The 24105-nt window shown below is 67.0% G+C and carries 28 protein-coding genes, 1 tRNA gene and 1 pseudogene; 17 read left to right on the top strand and 13 right to left on the bottom strand.

Going from position 1 to position 24105, the window contains the following annotated elements; translation table 11 throughout:
• Positions 1–240 precede the first annotated feature (240 nt).
• Positions 241–948 (top strand): hypothetical protein, encoded by a 708-nt coding sequence (locus ABZW11_RS11665; RefSeq protein WP_355415309.1) that lies wholly within the window; start codon positions 241–243, stop codon positions 946–948.
• Between the two features lie 100 nt (positions 949–1048).
• On the opposite strand, the gene ABZW11_RS11670 is transcribed toward ABZW11_RS11665, so the two are convergent.
• Both ABZW11_RS11670 and ABZW11_RS11675 read right to left on the bottom strand, forming a co-directional pair.
• A complete protein-coding gene (locus ABZW11_RS11670; protein WP_355415311.1) occupies positions 1049–1519 on the bottom strand; it encodes a lamin tail domain-containing protein in 471 nt (156 codons plus the stop codon).
• Positions 1520–2201: 682 nt separating this feature from the next.
• Positions 2202–2327, bottom strand: a pseudogene (locus tag ABZW11_RS11675) (IS5/IS1182 family transposase); the annotation flags it as partial.
• On the opposite strand from ABZW11_RS11675, the gene ABZW11_RS11680 reads away from it, so the two are divergent.
• Positions 2328–2543: a hypothetical protein gene (locus ABZW11_RS11680; RefSeq protein WP_355415313.1), complete on the top strand. Its 216-nt coding sequence runs from the start codon at positions 2328–2330 to the stop codon at positions 2541–2543. It abuts the pseudogene before it with no gap.
• Between the two features lie 99 nt (positions 2544–2642).
• Here ABZW11_RS11680 and ABZW11_RS11685 read toward each other — a convergent pair whose 3' ends face one another.
• From ABZW11_RS11685 to ABZW11_RS11695, 3 genes are all read right to left on the bottom strand, one after another.
• Positions 2643–3500 (bottom strand): hypothetical protein, encoded by an 858-nt coding sequence (locus ABZW11_RS11685; protein WP_355415315.1) that lies wholly within the window; start codon positions 3498–3500, stop codon positions 2643–2645.
• 38 nt (positions 3501–3538) lie between these two features.
• Positions 3539–3898, bottom strand: a complete 360-nt coding sequence (locus ABZW11_RS11690) for a peptidase inhibitor family I36 protein (RefSeq protein WP_355415317.1) — start codon at positions 3896–3898, stop codon at positions 3539–3541.
• A gap of 166 nt (positions 3899–4064) precedes the next feature.
• Positions 4065–4550: a helix-turn-helix transcriptional regulator gene (locus tag ABZW11_RS11695; RefSeq protein WP_355415319.1), complete on the bottom strand. Its 486-nt coding sequence runs from the start codon at positions 4548–4550 to the stop codon at positions 4065–4067.
• Between the two features lie 101 nt (positions 4551–4651).
• Here ABZW11_RS11695 and ABZW11_RS11700 point away from each other — a divergent pair, with 101 nt between their 5' ends.
• The 7 genes from ABZW11_RS11700 to ABZW11_RS11730 all read left to right on the top strand — a co-directional run bounded on the left by ABZW11_RS11700 (position 4652) and on the right by ABZW11_RS11730 (position 11523).
• Positions 4652–4903, top strand: coding sequence for a hypothetical protein (locus tag ABZW11_RS11700; RefSeq protein ID WP_355415321.1), 252 nt, complete (start codon positions 4652–4654; stop codon positions 4901–4903).
• Between the two features lie 81 nt (positions 4904–4984).
• The gene (locus ABZW11_RS11705) at positions 4985–5209 is read left to right on the top strand and encodes a hypothetical protein (protein ID WP_355415323.1); all 225 of its coding nucleotides are present in this window, start codon (positions 4985–4987) and stop codon (positions 5207–5209) included.
• 533 nt (positions 5210–5742) lie between these two features.
• Complete coding sequence (locus tag ABZW11_RS11710) at positions 5743–6069, top strand: hypothetical protein (protein ID WP_355415325.1); 327 nt, start codon at positions 5743–5745, stop codon at positions 6067–6069.
• A 207-nt stretch (positions 6070–6276) separates the two neighbouring features.
• Complete coding sequence (locus ABZW11_RS11715) at positions 6277–7944, top strand: AAA family ATPase (RefSeq protein WP_355415327.1); 1668 nt, start codon at positions 6277–6279, stop codon at positions 7942–7944.
• Positions 7944–9707, top strand: coding sequence for a hypothetical protein (locus ABZW11_RS11720; protein ID WP_355415329.1), 1764 nt, complete (start codon positions 7944–7946; stop codon positions 9705–9707). Before ABZW11_RS11715 ends, ABZW11_RS11720 begins: the two co-directional genes overlap by 1 nt.
• A gap of 270 nt (positions 9708–9977) precedes the next feature.
• Positions 9978–10337: a ribbon-helix-helix domain-containing protein gene (locus ABZW11_RS11725; protein WP_355415331.1), complete on the top strand. Its 360-nt coding sequence runs from the start codon at positions 9978–9980 to the stop codon at positions 10335–10337.
• 4 nt (positions 10338–10341) lie between these two features.
• The gene (locus ABZW11_RS11730; RefSeq protein WP_355415333.1) at positions 10342–11523 is read left to right on the top strand and encodes a site-specific integrase; all 1182 of its coding nucleotides are present in this window, start codon (positions 10342–10344) and stop codon (positions 11521–11523) included.
• A gap of 102 nt (positions 11524–11625) precedes the next feature.
• On the opposite strand, the gene ABZW11_RS11735 is transcribed toward ABZW11_RS11730, so the two are convergent.
• A tRNA-Pro gene (locus ABZW11_RS11735) sits at positions 11626–11699 on the bottom strand.
• Between the two features lie 66 nt (positions 11700–11765).
• Entirely contained in the window at positions 11766–12659 is an 894-nt protein-coding gene (locus ABZW11_RS11740) for a metallophosphoesterase (RefSeq protein WP_355415335.1), read from the bottom strand.
• Positions 12660–12738: 79 nt separating this feature from the next.
• Here ABZW11_RS11740 and ABZW11_RS11745 point away from each other — a divergent pair, with 79 nt between their 5' ends.
• Positions 12739–13197 carry a GatB/YqeY domain-containing protein gene (locus tag ABZW11_RS11745; RefSeq protein WP_355415337.1) on the top strand — a complete coding sequence of 153 codons (459 nt, stop codon included), beginning with the start codon at positions 12739–12741 and terminating at the stop codon, positions 13195–13197.
• A 214-nt stretch (positions 13198–13411) separates the two neighbouring features.
• Here the strand turns inward: ABZW11_RS11745 and ABZW11_RS11750 are convergent, their stop codons facing one another.
• Positions 13412–15706 (bottom strand): transglycosylase domain-containing protein, encoded by a 2295-nt coding sequence (locus ABZW11_RS11750; RefSeq protein ID WP_355415339.1) that lies wholly within the window; start codon positions 15704–15706, stop codon positions 13412–13414.
• A 242-nt stretch (positions 15707–15948) separates the two neighbouring features.
• Here ABZW11_RS11750 and ABZW11_RS11755 point away from each other — a divergent pair, with 242 nt between their 5' ends.
• Positions 15949–16245: a WhiB family transcriptional regulator gene (locus ABZW11_RS11755; RefSeq protein ID WP_020542548.1), complete on the top strand. Its 297-nt coding sequence runs from the start codon at positions 15949–15951 to the stop codon at positions 16243–16245.
• Positions 16246–16293: 48 nt separating this feature from the next.
• On the opposite strand, the gene ABZW11_RS11760 is transcribed toward ABZW11_RS11755, so the two are convergent.
• Positions 16294–17421 carry an ArsA family ATPase gene (locus ABZW11_RS11760; protein ID WP_355415341.1) on the bottom strand — a complete coding sequence of 376 codons (1128 nt, stop codon included), beginning with the start codon at positions 17419–17421 and terminating at the stop codon, positions 16294–16296.
• A complete protein-coding gene (locus ABZW11_RS11765) occupies positions 17418–18419 on the bottom strand; it encodes an ArsA-related P-loop ATPase (protein WP_355415343.1) in 1002 nt (333 codons plus the stop codon). The genes ABZW11_RS11760 and ABZW11_RS11765 overlap by 4 nt, the downstream gene beginning before the upstream one ends.
• Positions 18420–18495: 76 nt before the next feature.
• Between ABZW11_RS11765 and ABZW11_RS11770 the strand changes: the two genes are divergently transcribed.
• From ABZW11_RS11770 to ABZW11_RS11785, 4 genes are read left to right on the top strand one after another with little or no spacing between them, the layout of a single operon-like run.
• Positions 18496–18651 (top strand): hypothetical protein, encoded by a 156-nt coding sequence (locus ABZW11_RS11770; RefSeq protein ID WP_345393967.1) that lies wholly within the window; start codon positions 18496–18498, stop codon positions 18649–18651.
• The gene (locus tag ABZW11_RS11775; protein WP_355415345.1) at positions 18648–19106 is read left to right on the top strand and encodes a RidA family protein; all 459 of its coding nucleotides are present in this window, start codon (positions 18648–18650) and stop codon (positions 19104–19106) included. The genes ABZW11_RS11770 and ABZW11_RS11775 overlap by 4 nt, the downstream gene beginning before the upstream one ends.
• Before the next feature lie 55 nt (positions 19107–19161).
• Positions 19162–19956: an NUDIX hydrolase gene (locus tag ABZW11_RS11780; protein WP_355415541.1), complete on the top strand. Its 795-nt coding sequence runs from the start codon at positions 19162–19164 to the stop codon at positions 19954–19956.
• Positions 19953–20744 (top strand): MBL fold metallo-hydrolase, encoded by a 792-nt coding sequence (locus ABZW11_RS11785; protein ID WP_355415347.1) that lies wholly within the window; start codon positions 19953–19955, stop codon positions 20742–20744. The genes ABZW11_RS11780 and ABZW11_RS11785 overlap by 4 nt, the downstream gene beginning before the upstream one ends.
• Here the strand turns inward: ABZW11_RS11785 and ABZW11_RS11790 are convergent.
• Both ABZW11_RS11790 and ABZW11_RS11795 read right to left on the bottom strand, forming a co-directional pair.
• A complete protein-coding gene (locus tag ABZW11_RS11790; RefSeq protein ID WP_355415349.1) occupies positions 20726–21406 on the bottom strand; it encodes a Crp/Fnr family transcriptional regulator in 681 nt (226 codons plus the stop codon). The genes ABZW11_RS11785 and ABZW11_RS11790 overlap by 19 nt on opposite strands.
• 171 nt (positions 21407–21577) lie before the next feature.
• Complete coding sequence (locus ABZW11_RS11795; RefSeq protein ID WP_355415351.1) at positions 21578–22021, bottom strand: hypothetical protein; 444 nt, start codon at positions 22019–22021, stop codon at positions 21578–21580.
• An 87-nt stretch (positions 22022–22108) separates the two neighbouring features.
• Between ABZW11_RS11795 and nth the strand changes: the two genes are divergently transcribed.
• Both nth and ABZW11_RS11805 read left to right on the top strand, forming a co-directional pair.
• Entirely contained in the window at positions 22109–22828 is a 720-nt protein-coding gene (gene nth, locus ABZW11_RS11800; protein ID WP_355415353.1) for an endonuclease III, read from the top strand.
• Between the two features lie 48 nt (positions 22829–22876).
• A complete protein-coding gene (locus ABZW11_RS11805) occupies positions 22877–23515 on the top strand; it encodes a CoA pyrophosphatase (RefSeq protein WP_355415543.1) in 639 nt (212 codons plus the stop codon).
• A gap of 72 nt (positions 23516–23587) precedes the next feature.
• Here ABZW11_RS11805 and ABZW11_RS11810 read toward each other — a convergent pair whose 3' ends face one another.
• On the bottom strand, positions 23588–24100 hold the full coding sequence (locus ABZW11_RS11810) for a HEAT repeat domain-containing protein (protein WP_355415355.1): 513 nt from the start codon (positions 24098–24100) through the stop codon (positions 23588–23590).
• Positions 24101–24105: the final 5 nt, after the last annotated feature.

Consider the following 24105-nt stretch of genomic DNA (forward strand, 5'->3'; position numbering starts at 1 on the left):
GGTTTGAACGGGCCCGAACACGGAGCGTGTCAGCGGCCCGGAGAAAAAGCCGAGAAAAAAGGCTATTTTGATGCGTCGCGAAAGAATGAAAAAGTAATAACGGCGACAAATGGCCGCTCCATGACTTCGGTCATGGCCACCCGGCCGTTCGACATGACCTCCTCATGCCGCACGACGGATACCGCGGCCGGGTGCGGTGGATCTACGTTCTGAAATGTCACGTCGAGCGGAGGAGGCCGCATGGACCGGACTCACGTCCAGAACCAAGAGCCCGCGGATCCCACTGCGGCACGCCCGCCGTGGACGGGCATCGTGGTCTCCGCCGTGGGCTTCCTCGTCATGATCGCCATCGCCTGGACGCTGTGGGACTCCCTCCCGGAGAGCATCGTCACCCGCGAGGCCACCGAGACCCGCTCCGGCGTCACCGTGCCGCGCGTCGTCATGGCCTTCGCCCTGCCCGGCGCGCTGGTCGTGGTCGGCGCGATCATGGCCGTCTCGACGGTCATCGGCGGCCGCATGCGCCACTACGTCGACCCCCGGCTCGTCGCCTCGCCGCGCTCCCAGACGCGATCGATGAACGTGCTCTTCGTCGTCCTGCCCCTGCTGCTGGTCACCCTCCAGGCCGGCCTGCTGTCCAGGGCGGCCGGCCATGAGTTCCCGCTGGAGCGCACGGTGGGGGTGGCGATCGGGATCATGCTGATCGGCATGGGCAACGTCCTGCCGAAGGTCAGCCCGTCCCGCATGCCGGACGGCCCCAACGGCGCCCTGGCTCTGGCCTGGCAGCGCTCACAGCGCGCGGGCGGCTGGGCCCTGATGCTCCTGGGCGCGATCTGCGCGGTGGGCTCCTTCTTCCTCCCGCCGTTCCTGCTGGTGATGAGCGCGGCCCTGCTCGTGGTGGGCGCCTACGTGCTGGTGATCCTCCTCACGGTCCTCCGTACGCGCCGGTAGTGACATGATCATCGACCTTGGCATCGGGACACGTCACCGGCCCGTCCGGCGTCTCCGCCGCCGACGATCGCGGTTCGGACCCTGCCTCGTCGATGCGCGGTCAGCAGACCTTGTAGTCGTGCCGCGAAGAGTTGTACGAGCAGGAGTCGATCAGCTTCCCAGCCGCGTTCCGCAGGTAGGCGGTGTCGCTGCTCTGGTTCCAGATGTACGCCAGCGTCCCCCCGCTCCTGCCCCAGTAGCGGGTGGTGCTGGTGTCCTTGCCCTTCCCGGTGCGCAGGGCGACCGTCTTGCCGGGCTTCAGGGTGAACGTCCCGAACGTGTAGATGTGATCCTGCCGCCGCGTAGCATCGCGCACGGTCCAGCCACGCAGGTTGACGGCCTTCTTCGTCATGTTCCTGACCTGCACGTACTCGCCGTTGAGGCTGCTGTTCCCGCCGTTGTCCGGCGATCCGGGCGAGTCGTAGTAAATCTTGGTGATCTGTACGGCGGGCGCGGCGGCGTACGCGGGCTGCGCGACGGCGACGACGGACGCGGCTAACAGAGCGGCGGTCAGCAGAGATCGGCTACGCACGGGGACGCCTCCTGAGTTGTGAGATATCGCAGCACGATCCTATTGATCATCATGGAACAGTATTGGACCGTTCCGTATCGGTTTGGCGTCCCATGCATGTCCTGACGCCAAGTCAAGGTCACACTGCAGGATCTCGACCGCGGACGCCCAGCGATGTGCGAGCCGGCTAAGGCCCCAGGCTCCAGATGCGTATCGTGTCGTCGCTCCCACCAGTGATCACGACAGGCGTCCCGTTACTGCGTCGGCCTGCCGCCACAGCGTGGATCGGGCCGGAACGCGCGGCGAAGGGCTCTCCCGCTGCCGCTCGGGTGTCCAGATCCCACACGGACACGTTGCCGGAGACATCGCCGTAGACGATGGCGGAGGAACCGTCACCGCGTCGCCCCACGGCCAGGTCCGCGACCTGGGTGGCCGGAATCTTGATGGACTTTCCGATCGGCTTTCCGGTGTTCAGGTTGTACGCCCAGATCTTGCCGTCCGGTATGTCTTTATCCGGCAGGGGAAAGTCGGTGTTCGCGGAGATGGCGACGGGCGTGCCATCGCTGCGCTTTCCGGCTGCCAGGTCTGTGGTGGTCGTGAAAAAGGCCTCGCTGAAGGTCCTCTTGATGGGTTTGCCGGTGTCCAGGTTCCAGATCCGTACAGTGCTGTCCTCTGCACCGCCGGAGAGGATGACCGGGGTGCCGGCTCGCACGCTGACGGAGTCGATCGCACACCGCGACCAGCCCAGCTCTCCTCGCGCGCCGAGTTCGTCTAGCAGAGTCCGGTACAGCTTGACCCACACCGTGGCGGGGCTCCACTCGCTGAAGCGGTGGTGCACCGTCTGTCAGGACGCGCCGAACACCGGCGGCACCACCCGCTGAAACAACTCCCACAACTCGGGCCACGGCGGGCTGCCGAGCTGCCGGACGGCTGGACGAGCGGGCGGTTGCACCTCGCCCTGGGCGGTGACGGCGCCGTGCTCGCCCCCTCGGCCGTGGACGTGGACACCCACACCGGGTTCGTCATCGGCGACGACCGCTCCTGACGCCCGTCACGCGCTGCTGCCCCGCTGATCACGCCGGCCCGGTGGATCTCTGTGGGGGTCGCCCCGTCGGCTCAGCCGCCATCCGCGCGGCACAGGGTGTCAGTCCTGGGCGGAGAGGACGCGACGGGCGGCCGCGAGCTGCTGATCCTTGGCCGTTCGCAGCGCCTGGAACTCGGCGGCGTGCGCGCGGACGGCACCGTCCTGGATGCGTTTCTCCACAGCGGACCAGACGGAGACGAGAGCCGTCTCCGCCTTGCACCGGACATCCACCTGTGCCGCGCGGATCTCTTCTCGGGTGGGGGCGCCGTCGCCCGTCCATCGTTCGTCGGCGACCGCGGCGAGCGGATCGGCGTAGCGCAGGCCGTGCTCCCGCATGCAGGCACTCCATGCCTGAAAGACCCGCTCGACCTCCGGGTCCTGCTGGGACTGCTCGAACGTCTCCGTGATGAGCCGGTTGAACAACGCCTCGTCGACCTGCGGCGTCCCGCGTTGGAGGTGATCGCGCGCCTCCCCCAGGCAACTGCCCGTCTCGCCGTACGCCGCCTCCCGCGCCGCCGTCGACAGGCGTCGCGTGCGGGTCTCCCGCGCGGCGGAGCGCCGGGCCACGGAGGGGCGGTCCGGGGCGACGCGGAACCCGTAGAGGCCGGCGACCTCTGCCTCCACGACGCCGTAGCGGCGCCGGTTGGGCGGTTCGACGTCGTCGGCCACGACCGGTGGCAGCACCTCCCACTCCATGCCCCGCCGCCGCATGCAGTCGCGGATCAGGAGGTCCTCGGCGGCCTCCAGGATCATGATGTCCGCCGGAGAGAAGTTGTACCTGTCGAAAGGCACGGAGAGCTCGCGCGCTTCCGCCCCCGGCATCGGCACCGGGGGCGCGGGTTCCGTTCCCTCCGTGGTGGCGCAGGCCGCCACCGCGGCCAGGAGGACCACCACCGAGCCCAGCAGCCGAAGCGACACGCGAACTCCTCTGGTGGGTACGGGGGTGGACGCTGTGATCAGCCGGGCTTCATGGAGCTGGCCTTGTTGTCGAAGCCGTTGTTCGTCAGGTCAGCGTCTTCCGACCAGCCTTGGGCCGTGTAGCCGTAGGAACCGGCGCAGTTGGAGGCGTTGTAGAACCGCACCCGGCTGACGTTGTTCCTCATGGAGCTCACCCGGTCACTCAGCCTGCCCATGGTCTGACACTCCCTGCCGCTGATGGTGAAGGCCCACATGTCTCCCTTGAAGTTGTCGTGCTCGTACACGCAGAGGCTGTACTTGCACGCGTAGCGGTCGGCCTGCGCACTGGGGCTGATCCCCAGGACCCCGGTCAGGACCAGAGCTGCGACGCCGGCTGTGCGCATGATCTGCCGCTTCATAGAACCCCTTCATCTGAAGATCGAAATTAGGCGGGATCATAGCCACATGAGGTGACCGGTGCACCCGGAAGCCACATTTCGAGACAACCTAAAGGCAGGCGAAACGACAACGCCGAAGCTCGCACCATGGTACAAATCGGCCAGCTTGCTCGTCTCGTGCAGGGGATCACGGTTCCCCGGACCAGAAGGGAGCTGCGATGACACGAGCGACGGAATCCCAGGAGCTGCGACCGCCGCTGCTCGCCGACCCCCACCGGGACCCGGAACGCTCGGTGGAACTGGCCGACTCGGTGTCGATGGCGGCGCTGCTGCTGGAGCGGCTCAGCCCGCTCGCACCACCGCCCGGCGTCAGGTCGGCGTCGGGAGCCGGCGCGGGCAGGGCGATGGCGGGGACGGGCTTGGTGACGGTGCCGAAGAGCTGGTCTTCGGTGAGGCCGAACGCCTTGCAGTAGAGCTGGGTGTAGAAGGCGTCCGGGCGGTGGTCGCCGGTCTCGTGGCCCCGGATGCGGCGGATGAGGTTGGGCAGCTCGGTCAGCGGCTTGTCGGAGGCTTTGATCAGCTCGCGGGCCGGGTCGCGCTGGGACCAGCCGCGGGTGTTGCGGGCCGCGAGCAGGCGGGTGGCCCAGGCGGGGGTCTCTGGGATGCCGGTCATCCTGTGCTCCTGCGGGGACGGGAGGACACGGGGGCGGACATCACCGGTCGCCTCCCGGTGTCCTCTACAGGGTTGGTACCGCGCGTGGCTCTGATGTAGTCGTGCGTTTCGACATCGAGGGTTTCTCCTCGTGGACGGCTTGTGACGACGACGGCCGGGGAGCGAGCGGCATCACCGGCGAGCTGGAGCGTGCCGCGACGCTCCTGCGTGAGGCCCTGGAGTCGTTAGCACCGGGCGCCACCGGCGGGGTCCAGCACGTACGCCTCGACCACTACGCCTCCGACCCCGCCTACATCTACGGCGTGACCCTGCTGCGCCTGCGCAGGGAGAAGGCCATCCCCGCCGCCGACTGAGACCGGCCACACCCCACCCGCAATCCCCGAGGGCGGCGCGAACGAGCGTCGCCCTCGCCGTATGAACCCGAAGCACGCCGCATGCACCAGTGGGAACCGCACGTCCCGTCCAGCGACCGCCCGGTCCGCGTGACCGAGACCTCATGCTGCGGCGCGTACGAATGGTGCTGCGAGGCCGGCCGGTTCTTCGTCCTGCGCCACACCGACAACAACGGCTACAAAGAGACAGGCCGAGGCCGCTACCCCGACGCCCGCCAGGTGTGGACCACTCTGGTGAAGGCTCACCAGCACGAACGAGCGTCATAACGCCGTCCCCTCAGGTCACGGAGCGCTGCTCCTCCACGACGTTCGGCATTAGAAAGATCTTTAGTGGCCGGCCCGAGTCCAAGGACCTGATCCCGGCCGCCGCCTGCCAGACCCTGCCGGCAGGCGGAAGACTCAAGTCAAGGATCTCAACATTGCGGCGGCACTGGTCACCGCATGCAGCATCTTGGTTGGTGTGGTGTTCACGCGTGCGTGCTGGCTCCGCGAGCCAGAGGGCCGTATGTGGCACTTCGTGAGACCTCCCGATTGAGGAGGTCGGACTGCGGCAGAGACAGAAGAGGCCGCTTCCGATCTACGGAAGCGGCCTACTGCACTGTCGGGGTGGCGGGATTTGAACCCACGACCTCTTCGTCCCGAAGGAACACCGGGGAGTCTAAGGATGTCGATCTGAGTCGATCGGGGTGCCTCTCACCTTAGACAACACTCCGGGGAGGACTCGGAGTCTGAGGGGGCCGCAAGACGGTGGCTCCCAAAAATGGCTCCCGTGGCTTCTCCCCGGAGTGGGAGAGGAACCCATGATCAACGAGTACCTTCCCGACGACAACGACGGACGGTTCCCTGAGGACACCCTCGTCCTCGTCAGGTATCCCCTACGCGAAGACCGGAACGACGCTCGCGACTCGTGGCCGTGGCTACCTGGCACCGTCCTGGCCCAGTGCGGTCGCGACGAGCGGCGGGTAGTCGTCGAGGTGCCCGCTCTGGCCATACCTCACCCTAACGTGCCCAACGGCGACGCTCCGGAGAACCTGCTTTACCCCGCTTGCTTCCGTGACGCGACCGAGATCCGCGCCGTCAGCATGCACGTGTGGCAGCGTGTACGGAATGAGGCAGTGCACGGCTGACCTCGGCTAACAGGCCACCACCGACTGTCGGCGGTGGCCTGTTCTGTTCGCTCGACCAACAGCCGCCAAGGCGTGTCAACTGCCTACCTGTAACAGGCGAAGCCCGTCACAATCGATGGTCTTAGACCGTCGTAGAGACGGCAAGAATCTAGCTGAGCGCAGGATCGCACGATACGTTTCACATATCCCAACTGATTTGGTGGCCTCATGGCAAATCATGATGCGGACGATAGACGGGTCGCTGAGCTGCTCATGGAGAACGACGGCCTCCATGAGCAGGTGGCGTTCCTTGAGGAGGAGGTCGCCACGCTTCGTCAGCGGTTGCTCGAGGCTCCCCGACAGATCGAGGTGGCCGAGACTCGCCTCACGGAGACACGCGAGACGTTGACTCTGGTCACAGATCAGAACGAACGACTCGTGGCGACTCTGCGAGAGGCGCGAGACCAAATAATCGCCCTTAAGGAAGAACTCGACAGGGTAACAGGCCCACCATTGGGCTTTGGGATCTTTCTGGCGGATCGCGGCGATGGATCTGCCGAAGTGTTCACGGGCGGACGTAAGCTCCGCGTATCGTACGAGACAGATATCGACCCTGGAAAGCTTCGTAGCGGCCAAGAAGTTATGCTTAATGAAGCACTGAATATCGTTGAGGCGCGATGGGTCCCGTCCACTGGTGAGTTGTATACGTTCACTCGCGCACTTCCGCATGAAGATCGCATCATAGCCCTCAACCACAGCGGTGAGAAGGAAGTCCTCAAACTAACTCACCAATTGAAAGACATCCATATGACAGAGGGTGATCTACTCCTTGTTGACGGGCGCGCCGGAGTCGTACTCGAACGGATTCCCGTAGATATAGAGGGTCTTTCTGAGAGAAAAATCCCCGGCGTGACATGGGATTCCATAGGCGGGCTTGAGGGCCAAGTGCAAACATTGCGAGCGTTGGCCGAAATCCCTCTTCGGTATGCCAATCGCCTCTGTGAAATGGGCGTGCACGGCCAGAACGGGATACTTCTCTCTGGCCCCATAGGCTGCGGAAAGACGCTGCTTGTGAATGCCTTGGCGAATGCCGTCGCTGCCAATGCAGAGATGGATGGCGAAGATCCGCCCATCTTTCTAGACATCAGCACACCGCACCTCCTCGACAAGTATGTGGGGGAAACGGAGAAGGCCGTTCGCGTGCCCTTCGAACGCGCACGCGCGGAGGCTTCAGCGGGACGGCGAGTCATCATGCTGTTCACAGAATTCGATGCGCTGTTTAACCTTCGCGGAAGGGGGGACTCACCTGGATCAGCAGTAAGTGAATTTGCCGCGGACATGGATGGAATCGCGCCGTTTAGGCATATACTGGTGATCGGAGAAACGAATCGCGAAGATCTTGTCGATCCATCGCTGCTCCGGCACGGGCGACTGGGCCAACATGTTCGGATACCCCGTCCTGACGCCAAGGCCGCCCGGGAGATTCTAGTTAGACAGTTGCGCCTAATGGACCCCGACTCTGCTCCTGACCTGGCAAACTCGATTGTAGAGCAGCTCTACGCGCCAGCTGAGCAGAATGCCATCGCCGAGGTCTGTTACGGCGATTCGAGTAACCAAGTACTGTATGTGCGGGACTTCCTGACAGGGTCGGCGCTTCGGGCGGTTGCTCTGCGCGCGGCCGAGTTGGCGGCGCTGCGCAATATAACGGGTGGGCTTAAGGAGATAACCCTCACGGATATTATTCAGGCGATCCACTATGAAGTGAGCGATCCTGAACAGCTCCTCCTCATGACCCAGAAGAGGGACTGGCCGGTGCGCGACGAGCAGATCCAAAGCGTTCGCACGTTGAGCCGACCGGGATACGCCGGCCGAGTTGTGAGTTGGGAGAATACGTGATGAGCCAGGATCTGTCCATGGCACGTTACCAACTTGAGCGCGCATTGTTTGAGCATGCCCGCCTCCCCCTTCGCAGTGACCGACATCGTGAGTATCTCCGCTATTTCGTGGACGTCGGGGACTTGCAGCGGCTTCGTGGCAGCGACTGGCTGGTCGTTTACGGCCGCAGAGGCACCGGAAAGACACTTTTGCTGGGCGCGCTGCAGGAGTCTCTCCACCTGGAGCTAGAAGCGGGCACTAGTCATGATCTCGCGCTGTATTTCACTGGTTATGAGTTCCGAGCCTCTCCTACTGGCGTGACTGTACCGGACAGGGTCAGAGGGTTGGGCTATTTCCAGGTGTTTATGGACGACCTGGCCACGAGGTTGTCGGAGGCGGTTGACACCCTTCTTGGATCTCCGTCGTGGGGCCAGAGGCTCTTGAGGGGGCGGGCGAAGCTGAAGGAAAGGATCGAGCGCATCCTCTTGTCCATCTCTGAGATGTCACAGACAGGAATGCCTATTGCTGCATTTTCCCGCTTCGAGCGGTCGCAAAAAGCAATCGAGGCACTTAATGACGCTGAAGAATACGACCTGAATCTCACCGGAAGCGTGGGGGTCACGCCCAAGGAGTTCAAGCTGGGTGCCAAGGCTGGTGCTGGCCGGAAGAGAGGATTCGAAAGTCGCCACATAGATGAGATGGTGCAGAACAGCCCCGCTATCCCGCGCTTCGTTGAGGTGCGAAAGAAAATCGTGGAGCTTCTTGAAATACTAGAGATTTCGACCCTCCACTTGCTTATCGATGAGTGGTCTGCGCTGGATAGCACTGCCACCAGTTCAATCCAACCACTCTTCGCCGAACTGCTCAAGGTCACGTTCAGCGGATCGCCTCGTATATCAGTAAAGATAGCAGGGAATCGCTATCAGACGCGTTTCAGTAATTTGATGGGTGGTACCAGGCATTATGGGCTTGAGGTGGGCGCCGACATCTTTGTAGCTGTGGACCTCGACCGCTCAGTTATGACAGAAGTTGAACAGTGGCAGTTCTATGAGACGATGCTGTACCGCCGACTTCTCATAAGCGAACCACGGCTAGACCTTTTTGACGCCGATCACGACTCGGTTCCCGATAGTCGATTCCTCTCGCTGATTTTCGACTCGCAAGACACTTACCATGAACTGGTTCGGAGTTCGGAGGGGATACCGCGTCGGTTCCTGCGCGTCTTCAACGCCATCGCCGAACGCCACAACTACCGACTGGTAGAGCCGTGGAAAATTAGCTCAGTGCGAGAGGCCATCATACACACGATGAGCGATGATATGCAGATTGGTTATCACTCGGAAGCGAGCCAACTTCTTAACCAGGTCCAAAATATGAGCACACGCCGCCGGTCACGTGTCTTCTACATACGCAAGGATGATTATCCCATAATTTCTGGTGCTGTCGATGAGCTCATGGAAAAACGCCTGATTCACGCCCTCATTCGCAGCGATATCCCACCTAAAGTACGCCTAACGCACGAGGCACTCCGCGTCGACTATGGGCTGTGGCTGGACTGGATGCAGGCTGCTGGCAACGACCTGTCATCCGTGATCGCAGATGATGCGCGGGCGACAGATGACCCCCGGGTTATTCCATACCAGACTATCCATACGTCTAAAATCGACCGAACACAGTTGGTTACTTGCTCCCACTGTGAGCATCAGTTTCCGCGATCAACACGCTCCTACGAGATTAGAGGGATCTGTCCCAACTGTTTTCTCCCGCCACTAAATAATGGATGACTTCTGCTTTACCCTCCGTTAACCTCGGTAATTCGGCTGGCATTTCGTCCTGAAGATCGTTCATAGAGAAAGGTGCCTCCGGCCTGCGATGATCGGATTGCCTAGATCACGAGATCGCAGAGAACGGCTGCACCTTTCGGGTGAACGCTACGGCATGGGACCGCCCGCTTGTCTGTTCGAGGGGACGGTAAGGGGCCCGTCGGACACGCAGGAGCCCTGCTCCTGCGCAAATGCGCTGATCAGGGTGGGTTAACAGGGGCGCTGGGCGGGGTGTTCGCCCGGCTGGGCGGCTCGCCGGTGTGGGACCGGGGCGTGGTGCTGGTCCAACTCGCGGTGGCGATCGCGCTGGGAGCCCCCAGCATGCGGCAGATCGCTCTGCTGGCCCACCAGGAGCAGCTCTTCGGCAAGCCGCCCTCGGACTCCACCGTGCGGCGAGCGCTGGAGCCCGTCGGGACGTCGGACCAACTGCAGGCCTGGATCGCCCGGGCTCGGGCGCGGGTGCGGCGACACGTGTGGCAGCTGGAGTTGAAAGACCGTCTCCGCAGGTACGCCGAGTCGCAGGAACGAGATGTGTCGTGGGTGATCAGGAAGGCGATCGAGGAGTACCTCAACCGTCACGAGAAGGGGTGATCCCTTGGCCAAGATCCTTATCGGCAAGTACGAAGCTACCATCTATCCCGAGGGAGACGGCTACACCGGAGCCATCTCCCTCGGGTTCGGCCCAGACGGCAGACGCCAACGTCTCAAGCGGAAGGCCAAGACCAAGACCGCAGTCAAGGACAAGCTGATCAAGGCCGTCAAAGACTTTGAGGCAGGCGTCACCGCATCAGAGACCTACACCGTGCGCGATGCCGTCAACGACTGGCTCAGCACGGGCCTCAAGGGCCGGTCCGAGGGCACCGTCACCAAGCTACGCATCCTCGCAGAGACGCACGTCATCCCGAGGCTGGGGAAGACCAAGCTCCAGCAGCTACGCGCGGATCACGTGGACGAGTGGCTCGACGAACTCTCAATCGATCTGGCCACCCGGACGCTACGAGATGTCCACAGCGTGCTGAAGCGGGCCATCCGGCAAGCGCAAGCGCGTGACCTGGTGTTGAGGAATATCGCCGAGTTGGTCACCACGCCCACCGGCAAGGAAGGCCGACCCAGCAAGGCACTCACCCGGCAGCAGGCGGACGCGATGCTCAAGACCGCGGAGTCGTCCGAACTCCACGCCTACGTGGTGCTCAGCCTCACCACGGGCGTCCGTACCGAGGAGGCCCGCGCACTGCGTTGGGATCACGTCGTTCCCTGGAACCCGAACCTCAAGGCGTGGCATCCGGTGACCGAGGCAGGGTTCAGGCACAAGAGGTTCGCCATCTACGTGTGGCGAGCCGACCGAGTAGGAGGTGACACCAAGACCCGCAAGTCACGTCGCACACTGGAGCTACCCAAGCTCGCCGCTGAGGCGCTCCGGCAACACCACACCCGCCAGGCCGTCCACAAGCTCAAGGCAGGCGAGGCATGGCAAGATCACAACCTGGTGTTCTGCACGAACGTCGGCACCCCGCTCGACGCGGCGAACGTACGACGGGCGTTCCGGCACATCACCAAGAACGCGGGGATCGGAACCGACTGGACATCCCGCGAACTACTTCACTCGTTCGTTTCGATCATGAGCGACCAGGGCGTACCCATCGAGACCATCGCCGATCTCGTGGGGCACGCCGGCACCAGCGTCACGGAAGCGGTCTACCGGCACCAGCTCAAGCCGGTGATCACCAAGGGCGCCCACACCATGAACACAATCTTCGGTGACAAGCCGACGGGTTGAGTCCGAGTGAGATGGCTCCCCGATCGGGTCCTATCGACTTCCAGAAGCAGAAAAGGGCCCGACCCACTTAGCGGATCAAGCCCTTTACCTGGTCGAACAGCGTCGGGGTGGCGGGATTTGAACCCACGACCTCTTCGTCCCGAACGAAGCGCGCTGCCAAGCTGCGCTACACCCCGGTCGCACGCCCGTCTTGCGCGTGCTTCTGAAAGTCTAGCGGACTTCCAAGGTGCTTGTGACCGCCTTTATCTCCGGGGCACCAGCGTCAGCAGGGTCGCCTCGGGGAAGCAGGCGAAGCGGGCAGGGGCGTACGGCGAGGTGCCGAGGCCCGCCGAGACGTGGAGCCAGGCGGAGTCGTGGCGGCTGAGGCCCTTGACGCGGGCGCGGTCGATGCCGCAGTTGGTGACCAGGGCGCCGTAGAACGGGACGCAGAGCTGGCCGCCGTGGGTGTGGCCGGCCAGCAGGAGCTGGTAGCCGTCGGCGGCGAAGCGGGTCATGTTGCGCGGCTCGGGCGAGTGCATGACGCCGAGGCGGAGATCGGCGTCGGCGGGGGCAGGGCCGGCCACGACGTCGTAGCGGTCGCGGTTGATGTGGCTGTCGTGGATGCCGGCCACGGCCACGTCGAGGTCGCCCACCTTGATGCGGGCGGTGGTGTTGTTCATGTCGAGCCAGCCCTCGGCCGCCATGCCGGCCCCCAGCTCCTCCCAGGGCAGGTTGGGGGTGTGCTGGCGGCGGTCGTTCTTGGAGGTGCGCCAGAGGTAGCGGGCCGGGTTCTTCGGCTGGGGGGCGTAGAGGTCGTTGGAGCCGTAGACGAACAGGCCGGGACGCGACAGCAGCGGCTCGAGCGCGTGCAGGAGCGCGGGGACGGCCTCGGGGTGGGCGATGGAGTCGCCGGTGTTGACCACGAGGTCGGGCTCCAGGGCTCCGAGCGAGCGCACCCAGTTGATGAGCATGGTGCGGCGCGGCGTCAGGTGCAGGTCGGACAGGTGGAGCACGCGTACGGGACGCCGCCCCCGCTCCAGCACCGGCACGTCGAAGCGGCGCAGCCGGAACCAGTTGCGCTCGACGACGGACGCGTAGCCCAGCCCGGCAAGGCCGAGACCGAGCAGGGACAGGGGCACTGCGGCGGCTTTCCTCACCTCTTCATGATGCCCGAGATCCGGCACGGGAAGTCCGGATGGCGTCGGGGTGGTCCGCGCAGGCGGCAAGATAAAGCGCATGAGCGCTTTGAAGGACAAGCTGAAGGCCGATCTGACGGCCTCGCTGAAGAGCAAGGACGAGGTACGTCTCCGTACGGTCCGCATGGCCCTGGCCGCGATCAACGTCGAGGAGGTCGCGGGCAAGGAGGCCAGAGAGCTGACCGACGACGAGGTCGTCAAGGTCCTGACCCGGGAGGCGAAGAAGCGGCGCGAGGCCGCCGAGGCGTTCGGCAACGCCGGGCGCAAGGAGCAGGCCGACGCGGAGCTGGCCGAGCAGGCGGTGCTGGAGGAATACCTTCCCGCGCAGCTGTCCGACGAGGAGCTGGGCGCGCTGGTCGACGAGGCCATCGCCGAGACGGGCGCCTCGGGGCCGCAGGCCATGGGGCAGGTCATGAAGGCGGTCAACCCGAAGGTGGCCGGCCGAGCCGAGGGCGGCAGGGTGGCCGCGCAGGTACGCGCCCGCCTCGCCGCCAAGTAACCCCGCGTACCCGGCTCCCTGCCCAGTAACCCCGCGTGCCCGGCCCCCAGCGCCTCTCTGCGCCGCGGCGGGCCGCCGGGCGGCATCCGAGGGCATTCGAGGCCTCCTCCCTCCCGGGCGGAGGCCTCAGGGCGTCGCAGGGCCCCTGGGCGTCTCAGGACCCCTGTACGTCTCAGGACCCCTGGGCGTCAGCCGGCGCTCGTGGCCGCGCGCGTCAGCGGCCAGGCATGGTGAGCGGCCCGATGTCGCCGCCGCGCCCGAAGGGGCCGCCCCGCCGGTCGTCGCCACCGCCGCGCCCACGGTCGGGCCCGTCGGCGAGCTGGTCGCCGAACCGGTCGCCGAACCTGTCGCCGCCGTCACGGTCGAAGCTGTCGAACGGGTACGCCCCGTCGCCCTTCTTCTTTTTCTTCGGCTTGGGCGCGCAGTTGTCGGTGCACCCGCCGAACCGCGACCGGTCGACCGACTTGAACTTGGCCGGCTCGACCCCCTTGAGCGCCTCCAGCATGGAGTCCTTCCAGATGCGCCCGGAGATCGACGAGCCGTACACGTAGGGGTAGTAGCGCCCGCCGATGGTGATGCCGATCAGCTTGTGCGCGGAGGTGCCGCGCGGGTCGCCCAGGCTGACGGCGGAGGCGAGGTTGGGGGTGTAGCCGGAGAACCAGGCCGACATGTAGTTGTCGGTGGTGCCGGTCTTGCCCGCCGCGTCGCGCCCGATGCCGCCGACGTCGGTCATCGTGCCCTTGGTGAACACACCGGACAGGATGCCGCTGACCGCGTCGGCGACCTCCTCCTCAAGGACCTGGGAGCACTTCGGCTTGTACTGCTTGACCTTGCCGTTCCTGTCCTCGATCTCGGTGATGGCGAGCGGCTTGCAGTATTTGCCGCGGGCGGCGAAGACGGCGTAGGAGTTGGCGATGGTGACGGGGTCGACCTCGTTGACGCCGAGCGTGAACGTCTCGACCTCCGACAGCTTCTGCCCGTCGGCCCGCTCGACGCCGAGCTTCTTCGCCATCTTGACGACGTCGCAGAGCCCGACCTTCTCCTGCAGCTTGATGAAGAACGTGTTGACCGAGCCCCAGGTGCCGGTCTCGAGCGTCTTGAAGCCGCCGCCGCCCTCGCTGGAGTTGCGCACGGTGTGGGACGGGTCGCCGACGTTCTGGCCCTTGCAGTTCTTGAACGAGCTGTAGCCGCTGGCCTTGTAGCCGGCCGGCGAGGGGAACCCGTCGCCGTACTTGAGCCCCTCCTCCAGGGCGGTGGCCAGCGTGTAGACCTTGGCCGTCGAGCCCTGCTGGAACCCGCGGCCACCGCCGTGGGCGGCGTCGGCCACGATGTTGTAGCTCATCTCGTTCTTCTTCTTGCTGCGGCCGAACGTGCGCGAGGCGGCCATGGCCTTGATCTCGCCGGTGCCGGGGACGACCATCGCCTGCGAGGCGACGGGCTTGTCCTTGGAGCTGACGTACCTCTTGATCGCCTTCTCGGCGGCCGCCTGCATCTTGGTGTCGAGCGTGGTCTTGATCCGCAGGCCGCCGCGCTGGAGCAGCTTCCTGCGCTCGTCGCGGTTCTTGCCGAAGTCCTCGTTGTTGAGGATCTCGTACTGGACATAGAGGCAGAAGTACGGATATCTGCTGGCCTCGCAGCCGCCGGGTGCCTTGATGTCCTTGTAGCCCAGCTTCTTCGCCTTGGCCGCCGCAGCCTCCTGCGGGGTGATCTTCTTGAGCTGGGCCATGCGGTCGAGCACGGTGTTGCGCCGCTCCAGCAGGCGCTGCCGCGACTCGGGGCCGACGTTGGGGTCGGTGCGCGCGGGGTTCTGGACGGCGCCGGCGAGCGTGGCGGCCTCGACCAGGTTGAGCTTGGAGGCCGGCTTGTCGAAGAAGCGCTTGGCGGCGGCCTGGACGCCGTGGGCGCCCGCGCCGAAGTAGGCGATGTTGAGGTATTTCTCCAGGATCTGGTCCTTGGTGTACTTCTCCTCGACCGCCATGGCGTAGCGCAGCTCCGCCAGCTTGCGCGAGATCGTGGGCGCGATGGCCGCCGCCTGCTCCTCCGGCGTCTCGGCCTTGTTGACCAGCACCTGCTTGACGTACTGCTGGGTGATGGAAGAACCGCCCTGGGTGACGCCGCCGCTGGTCACATTCTTCAGCAGCGCTCTTGCCGTTCCTTCCACATCGATCGGCCCGTGCTGGTAGAAACGGAAGTCCTCGATCGCGATCAGAGCGGTCCGCATGATCGGGGCGACCTCGTCGAGGCTGACGGACTGCCGGTTCTCGAAGTAGAACTGCGCGATCTTCTTGCCGTCGCCGTCGAAGAGTTCGGTGCGTTCAGGCAGGGGAGGCTCGTCGAGGTCCTCGGGCTTGAGGTTGAGCCCCTCGACGGCGGTCTTGGTCGACATGCCCGCTCCGCCCACCGCCGGCAAAGCCACGGCGGCGGCGAGCACCCCGGCGGCCGAGCCCGCGATGAGGAGTCGCAGGACACTGAGGATGGGGTTGGAACGACGTTTGCCCTGGGCTTGCACGCCTACAAGAGTACGTCGAAAGACAGACCGAATCGGTAGCACGACACCATTTCGCCTTGACTGACGGGGGTGACTAGTCATTCCCGGTCAAGATGGCCGCGAGAAATTGGTCCTCTGGGGTCTGTCGGCCCGAACGTCTGGTTGCGTACGTTCTCCCTGCGGCAACTGAATACGGAGGCTCGGCGCCCGCGCCCGTCGGCCCCAAATGACGACTGACCACCTAAGGGGAGTGGGGTCGAAACATGTGGATCACGGATTGGACCTCCCGTGCCGCCTGTAAGGGTGCGGATCCGGATGCCCTGTTCGTGCAGGGCGCCGCGCAGAACAGGGCGAAGCTCATCTGCCGGGGTTGCCCGGTCCGCACCGAGTGCCTCGCCGATGCGTTGGACAACCGCATCGAGTTCGGGGTCTGGGGCGGTATGACCGAACGGGAACGTCGCGCGCTGCTTCGACGGCGGCCCGACGTGGACTCGTGGCGAGAGCTGCTCGAGTCCGCCAAGGAAGAGTACGAACGCACCAATGAGCTGATCGCCGGCTGACCCCAGCCAGGCGACCGCGTACGGCCGGCGCCGCCGTCGGCCGTACTTCTATGCGGTGGCCAGCAGGGTCCCGATCTGACGCAGACCCGTCAGGTCGTGGACGTCCTCGGACATGGCGCGGACCTGCACCACGGGCACCGTGGGGTGGGCCGAGACGAAATGCTCCTGCTCGCGGTTCTCGCGGGCGGCGAGCTGCATTCGCCCGGCGTGCAGCCGCAGCACGGCCGCGGTGAGCTCGTGCTCGCCCCTCGACTCCAAGTCCTCCGCGGCGGCGGCGCTGCGGGCGGCGGAGAGCCCCGAAGCGGGCGAGACATGCACCCGGTTGACCACCAGGCCGGCCAGGGGCATGCGCTCCTCGGCGAGGCGCTCCACGAAGTAGGAGGCCTCGCGCATCGCGTCCCGCTCGGGCGCGGCCACCACGAGGAAGGCCGTGCCGGGCGCCTGCAGCAGCCGGTACGTCATCTCGGCCCGCTGCCTGAACCCGCCGAAGACGGCGTCGAGCGCGGACACGAACGTCTGCAGGTCCTTGATCACCTGCGCGCCCAGGAGCTTGGTCATCGCTCCGGCCATCAGTCCGAACCCGGCGTTGAGCAGCCGGAACGCGCTGCGTCCTCCGGCCTTGGCGGGCGCGGTCAGCAGCCGGATGAACCGGCCGTCGAGGAAGCGGCCGAGCCGTTCGGGCGCGTCGAGGAAGTCGAGCGCCGAGCGGGACGGCGGCGTGTCGACGATGATCAGGTCCCACTCGTCGGAGCGGCGCAGCTGTCCGAGCTTCTCCATCGCCATGTACTCCTGCGTGCCGGAGAAGCTGGAGGACAGCGACTGGTAGAAGGGGTTCGACAGGATCTGGCGGGCCCGTTCGGGGTCGGCATGCGCCTCGATGATCTCGTCGAACGTACGCTTCATGTCGAGCATCATCGCGTAGAGCTGGCCGCCGCCCTCGGGCGAGCTGACCAGGCGCGGGGTGTTGTCCAGCTCGGTCAATCCCATCGACTGCGCGAGCCGCCTGGCCGGGTCGACGGTCAGCACGACCACGCACCGGCCGCGCTCGGCGGCCCGCAGGCCGAGCGCCGCGGCGGTCGTGGTCTTGCCCACGCCGCCGGCGCCGCAGCAGACGATGATCCTGGTGCCCCGGTCGTCGAGGATCGCGTCGACGTCGAGTGCCGGCGGCTTCTTCACGCTGCTCCCTGGGTGCGCATGCTCTCTGCCAGCTCGTACAGGCCGGCCAGATCGACGCCGTCGGCGAGCAGCGGCAGCTCGTAGCCGGTCAGCCCGGCGCCGGCCAGCCTCTCGCGTTCGGCGCGCTCCAGCTCGGTGCGGTGGGCGTGCTCGACGACCTCGTCGCCGAGCGCCTTGGCCAGCTCGGCGGCCTGGTCGCCGTCGGCGACGCCCGCGGCCTTGAGGCCGAGTGCCAGCTCATCGGGGTCGAAGCGGCCCTTGACAGCCGTGTCAAGTGCGGCCTGGGGCAGCTGGGACTCGCGCACCATGTTGACGAAGACGCCGCCCGCGGGCAGCCCGGCGGCGCGCAGCTCGGAGACGCCGTCGAGGGTCTCCTGGACCGGCATCTCCTCCAGCAGCGTGACGAAGTGCACGGCCGTCTCGGGGGACTTCACGACGCCGCTGACGAGGTCGGAGTGGTTCTTGATGGGGCCGACCTTGGCCAGGCCCGCGACCTCCTGGGTGACGTTCAGGAAGCGCGTGATGCGGCCCGTGGGCGGCGCGTCCATGACGACGGCGTCGTAGATGCGGCGGCCGTTCTTGCCGCGCCTGCGTACGGCCTCGCTGGTCTTGCCCGTGACGAGCACGTCGCGGAAGCCGGGGGCCACGGTGGTGGCGAAGTCGACGATGCCCATCTTGGTCAGCGCCCGGCCGGCCCTGCGCATGCCGTAGAACATCTCCATGTACTCGAGCATGGCCTCTTCCGGGTCGATGGCCAGCGCGTAGACGTCGCCGCCCGAGGGGGCGACGGCGATCTTGCGCTCCTCGTACGGCAGCGGCGGCAGGTCGAAGACCTGCGCGATGCCCTGCCTGCCTTCGACCTCCACGAGCAGCACCTTGCGGCCGCCGGCGGCCAGCGCGAGCGCGAGGGCGGCGGCGACGGTCGTCTTGCCGGTGCCGCCCTTGCCGGTGACGACATGGAGACGTACGTCGGCCCAATCCGTGTCCGGAGAGTCCACGACTCGAGGCTACCGAACGGTCACTTGTCGAAAGCCGACGACCACCGTTTGAGATTGCTCACAATAAGCTGCCGTCATGAAGAAGTGGGAGTACCTGACAGCACCCGTGCTGATCCACAACACCAAGATGATTCTCGACAACTTCGGCGCCGACGGCTGGGAGCTCGTCCAGATCGTGCAGGGACAGACGCCCGAGCAGCTCGTCGCCTACTTCAAGCGGGAGAAGCAGTGACGCCCGAGCAGAAGATCGAGGAGCTCGGCTACACGCTGCCGCCGCCCGTCACGCCGGTCGGCTCCTACGTTCCCACCACGCGCACCGGCGACCTGGTCTACACCTCGGGCCAGGTGCCGATGCTGGAGGGCAAGCTGCACCAGACCGGCAAGCTCGGCGTGGACCTCGGCGTGGACGAGGGCAAGGCGCAGGCCCGCGTCTGCGTGCTCAACGCGCTGGCCGCGCTCAAGGGCGAGCTGGGCGAGCTGTCGCGGGTGCGGCGGATCGTGAAGGTCGTGGTGTTCGTGGCGAGCGCGCCCGACTTCGTGCAGCAGCCGCAGGTGGCCAACGGCGCCAGCGACCTGCTCGCGGAGGTGTTCGGCGAGGCCGGCAGGCACGCGCGCAGCGCGGTGGGCGTGGCGGCGCTGCCGCTGGACGCGCCGGTGGAGGTGGAGCTGATCGCCGAAGTCGGCTGAATGGGCATATGTCACCATGACCGAGTGAAGTTCTAGAGGAGGTCATGTGACCGGACTGCTGCTTCCAGCCGAACTCGCCGCCCGGGCCCGGGACGTCCTGGCCGGGCGGGTCAAGCCGGTCCAGGCGCGGGACGCCGCCACGGTGGTGCTCCTGCGCCCGGGGCCCGAGGTCTACCTGCTGCGGCGCAAGGCCACCATGGCCTTCGCCGCCGGCGCGTACGTCTTCCCCGGCGGCTCCGTCGACGTCCGCGACACCGACCACGACGTCGCCTGGGCCGGTCCTTCCCCCGCCGAGTGGGCCGCGGCCCTGCACGCCGACGAGGCGGTGGCGCGCGGGCTGGTGTGCGCGGCGGTACGCGAGACGTTCGAGGAGTCGGGCGTGCTGCTGGCCGGTCAAGGACCTCACGACGTGGTGGCCGACACGACGGGCGACGACTGGGAGGCCGACCGGCTGGCGCTGATCGACCACGCGCTCGGGTTCGCCGAGTTCCTCGCCAGGCGCGGGCTGGTGCTGCGGACCGACCTGCTCAAGGCGTGGGCGCACTGGATCACGCCGGAGGTCGAGACCAGGCGGTTCGACACGCGCTTCTTCGTCGCGGTGCTGCCCGAGGGCCAGCGCACCCGCGACGTGGGCGGCGAGGCCGACCAGGTCGTCTGGCAACGGCCGGCCGAGGCGCTCGACCTCGCGCACCGGGGGGAGATCTTCCTGATGCCGCCGACGTACCGGACGCTGAGCGAGCTGGCCGGCTGCGCGGACGTGGCGGAGGTGCTGGCCACGCCGCGCGACATCGTGACCGTCATGCCGAAGGCGGTCGAGATCGACGGCGAGATGCGGCTGGTGGTGTCGTGAGCGGCCTGCACATCCCGCTCGGGACGCCCGACGGCTCCCGCACCGAGCACGCCGAGAACCTGCTCGCGCCCAACCCGTCGGCGATGACGCTCGACGGCACCAACACGTGGGTGATCGGCGCGGGTGATGACGTGGTCGTGGTCGATCCAGGGCCGGACGACGAGGGGCATCTGAGCCGCGTACGCGACCATCTGGGCGAGCGGCGGGTCACCGCGATCCTGCTCTCGCACGGCCACTTCGACCACAGCGGCGGCGCGAAGAGGTTCGCCGGGATGGTGAACGCGCCCGTCCGCGCCCTCGACCCGCGCCACCGTCTCGGCGACGAGGGGCTCGCCGACGGCGACGTGGTGACCGTCGGGGACCTGGAGATCCGTGTCTACGGCACCCCGGGCCACTCGTTCGACTCGCTGTGCTTCTGGCTGCCCGCCGACCGCGCGATGCTGACCGGCGACACCGTGCTCGGCAGGGGCACCACGATCATCGCCCGCGACGGCGGCCTGGCCGACTATCTCCGCAGCCTCGACAAGCTGAGGGCCGCCGCCGAGAGCATGGAGGCGCGGGCGCTGCTGCCGGGCCACGGCCCCGTGCTGCCCGACCCGATCGCCGCGCTCGACGGCTACATCGCCCACCGCAGACAGCGCCTCGACCAGATCAGGGCGGCCCGCGAGCAGGGCGCGCGCACGCCGCGCCAGATCGTTGAGATCGTGTACGCCGACGTCGACCGCTCGCTCTGGCCGGCCGCCGAGATGTCGGTGGCCGCCCAGCTCGACTACCTCGACCGGTTGTAGAGGCGGTCCATGTCGAGGATGACCACGGCCTTGGCCTCGATGCGCAGCCAGCCGCGCCCGGCGAAGTCGGCGAGTGCCTTGTTGACCGTCTCTCGGGAGGCGCCGACGAGCTGCGCCAGCTCCTCCTGGGTGAGGTCGTGGTGCACCCGCAGGCCGTCGTCGGCCTTGGTGCCGAACCGCTCGGCGAGGTCGAGCAGCTGCTTGGCCACCCGCCCTGGCACGTCGGTGAACACCAGGTCGGCCAGCACGTCGTTGGTGCGGCGCAGCCGCTGCGCGAGCGCGCGCAGCAGGTGGAGCGCCACCTCGGGGCGGCCGGTCAGCCAGGGCCGCAGGTCGTCGTGGCCGAGCCCGGCCAGGCGGACCTCGGTCAGCGCCGTGGCCGTGGCCGTGCGGGGCCGCGGGTCGAACAGCGACAGCTCGCCGAACATCTCGCTCGGCCCGAGCACGCTGAGCAGGTTTTCCCGCCCGTCGGGCGAGGTGCGGGAGAGCTTGATCTTGCCCTCCAGCACGACGTAGAGCCGGTCGCCGGTCTCGTTCTCGTGGAAGAGCGTCTGTCCCTTGGACAGCTGGACTTCGGTGATGCTCGTGCGAAGCGCCGCGGCGCTCTCGCGGTCGAGCGCGGCGAACAGGGGGGCCTTGCCCAGCACATCTTCGGTGTTCACTCTGCCTCCTCTGCTGCCATTGTGACTCACCCCACTCCAGGCGTGCGTACACAGGTTAGGGGAACGCCGGAGTGGTCGGGTCTTGCCCGGACATGTCGAGTCCGGGAGGGACCAGGAGGGAAAGGTACATGACGTCCGTTCCCGTATCGTGACCGGCACCACCTTTGAAGCTCAACCCGCCTTGTGCAAGAGGTCGTCCACCGACGCCACCGCCGCCGCGACGGACCTGCTGAGCAGCACCCTGAGCACGTCTCCCGAGGTGGGACGGCTCGCGGCGTCGGGTCTGCGGCACTGCGCGACCGCGATCCGCAGGGCGGGCGGGAGCACGGTCGTGTCGCCGTACTCGGAGCCCGTTGCGGCGAAGACGACCAGGTCGGCCCACGCGCGTACGTCGTCGGAGTGGGCGGGCGGCCCGGACGTACGCCAGCCGATGAGCACCTGACCGCCGGGGCCGAGCGCCACGCTCTCCTTGCCGAGCCGCAGCCCGGTCGCGCCCCGGGCGTGCAGCTTCGCCACCGCCGCCACCGTGCCGACCGCGAACCGGTGCAGCGCCTGCCCGCGCAGCGGCCCGCCCTGCCCGACGAACTCCGCCAGCCTCGCTTTCTGCTCCCTCATCCCAGAACCCCCTTCTCGCGCCTGCTGGTGGTACGCGGAAAACCGGTCATGGGTTCAACCGTTCGCGGGAGCTTCTACAGTTGCGGCATGGCGACGAAAGCGGGGCGCAAACCGGAGACCCAGCTTGCCCTGGTCCGGCGGGCGCGCAAGATGAACCGCATCCTCGCGGAGACCTACCCCGACGCCCACTGCGAGCTCGACTTCACCAACCCCCTGGAGCTGCTTGTCGCGACCATCCTGTCCGCGCAGTGCACGGACAAGCGGGTCAACATGGTGACCCCCACCCTCTTCGCGAAATATCCGACGGTGGAGGACTACGCCGCCGCGGACCCGTCGGAGATGGAGGAGATCATCCGCTCCACGGGCTTCTTCCGCGCCAAGACCAACAGCATCATCGGCATGGCGCAGACCGTCTGCGAGCGCTACGGCGGCGAGGTGCCCGGCAAGCTGAAAGACCTCGTCACGCTGCCCGGCGTGGGCCGCAAGACGGCCAACGTGGTGCTCGGCAACGCCTTCGACGTGCCCGGCCTGACCGTCGACACCCACTTCCAGCGCCTCGTACGCCGCTTCGGCTGGACCGAGGAGACCGACCCGGTCAAGATCGAGCACGTCGTGGGCGGGCTGCTGCCCAGACGCGAGTGGACGATCTTCTCCCACCGGGTGATCTGGCACGGCCGCCGCATCTGCCACGCCCGCCGGCCGGCCTGCGGGGTGTGCCCGCTCGCCGCGCTCTGCCCCTCGTACGGCACCGGCCCCACCGACCCCGTCCAGGCCGACAAGCTCGTCAGGCCAGGCCCCTTCTCCTGAGAAGGGAAGTGAACCACCCCGCGGCGTGTTGGAGGATGCGTGACCCGAGTGCCCGAATGGCTGGAGCGACTGGCGACGCAAGCGCAGCGGATCAGAGTCCCCCGTCCACTCCGGCCACCAGACGGGCGCGGGCGGGCCGCGGCGGTGCTCATGCTCTTCGGCGACGGCCCCAACGGCCCTGACGTGCTGCTCATCCAGCGCAGCACCCGCGGGCGCAGGCACGCGGGCCAGCCGGCCTTCCCGGGCGGCGGCGTCGATCCCGAGGACGCGGGGCCCATCGAGGCCGCGCTGCGCGAGGCCGAGGAGGAGACCGGTGCCGACCCGCGCGGGGTGCACGTCATCTGCACGATGCCCGAGCTCTACCTGACCTACAGCGACAACCGCGTCACGCCGGTCATCGCCTGGTGGCGCGAGCCGTCGGCGGTCCACGCGGCCTCGCCCGACGAGGTCGACTCCGTCGAGCGGGTGCCGATCGCCGAGCTGGTCGATCCGGCCAACCGCGTCATGCTCCGCCATCCCCGTGGCGACACGGCGGGGCCCGCGTTCCGGGTGCGGGGGATGCTGGTGTGGGGGTTCACCGCGATGGTGCTCGACACCGTGCTGCGCGAGGGCGGTTTCGAGCTTCCGTGGGACGCGACGCGGGTGGAGGAGCTGCCGCCCGAGGTGGTCAGGCTCAGCGCGCGTTAGGCGCCCGACCTGAGCGGGTCAGGCTCAGCGCTCGTCAGGCGCCCGACCTGAGCGGGTCAGGCTCAGCGCTCGTCAGGCGCCCGACCTGAGCGCCACGCCGAGCGCGGCCCAGCCGGCCACGTCGGCGTCGTCGTCGGCCGCGAGCGCGCGCAGCGTCTCCAGCCCCGCCCGGTCGGGCGGGTCGCCGAGCACGTGCTGCAACGCGTACGCGGCGCCGTACCGCACCCTGGGGTCGTCGTGCGCCGCCAGATCGATCACCGACGGGAGCGAGCGCGGGTCGGCCAGGTGGCCGAAGGCGATGAGCACCGAGTAGAGCACCATCGCGTCGTCCTCGCTGGCCGCGAGATAGCGCAGCACCGGCAGCGTACGGTCGACGAAGGGCCGCAACATGCCCATGATGTCGACGCCCAGCAGCCGCTCGGTCACGCTGTCCGCGGCGCACAGCCGGCGTGCCTCGATGAACGACTCCAGGTCGCCCCGCTCGCGCAGCAACGAGATCACGTGCCAGCGCAGGGCCCCGTCGGGATCGCTGTCGCGCAGAGCTGCCTGGATGAGGTCGCGCACTGCTGTCTCGTCCGGCGGCATGAAGC

It is taken from the genome of Nonomuraea sp. NPDC004580 (assembly GCF_040609855.1).
Lineage (GTDB): Bacteria > Actinomycetota > Actinomycetes > Streptosporangiales > Streptosporangiaceae > Nonomuraea > Nonomuraea salmonea.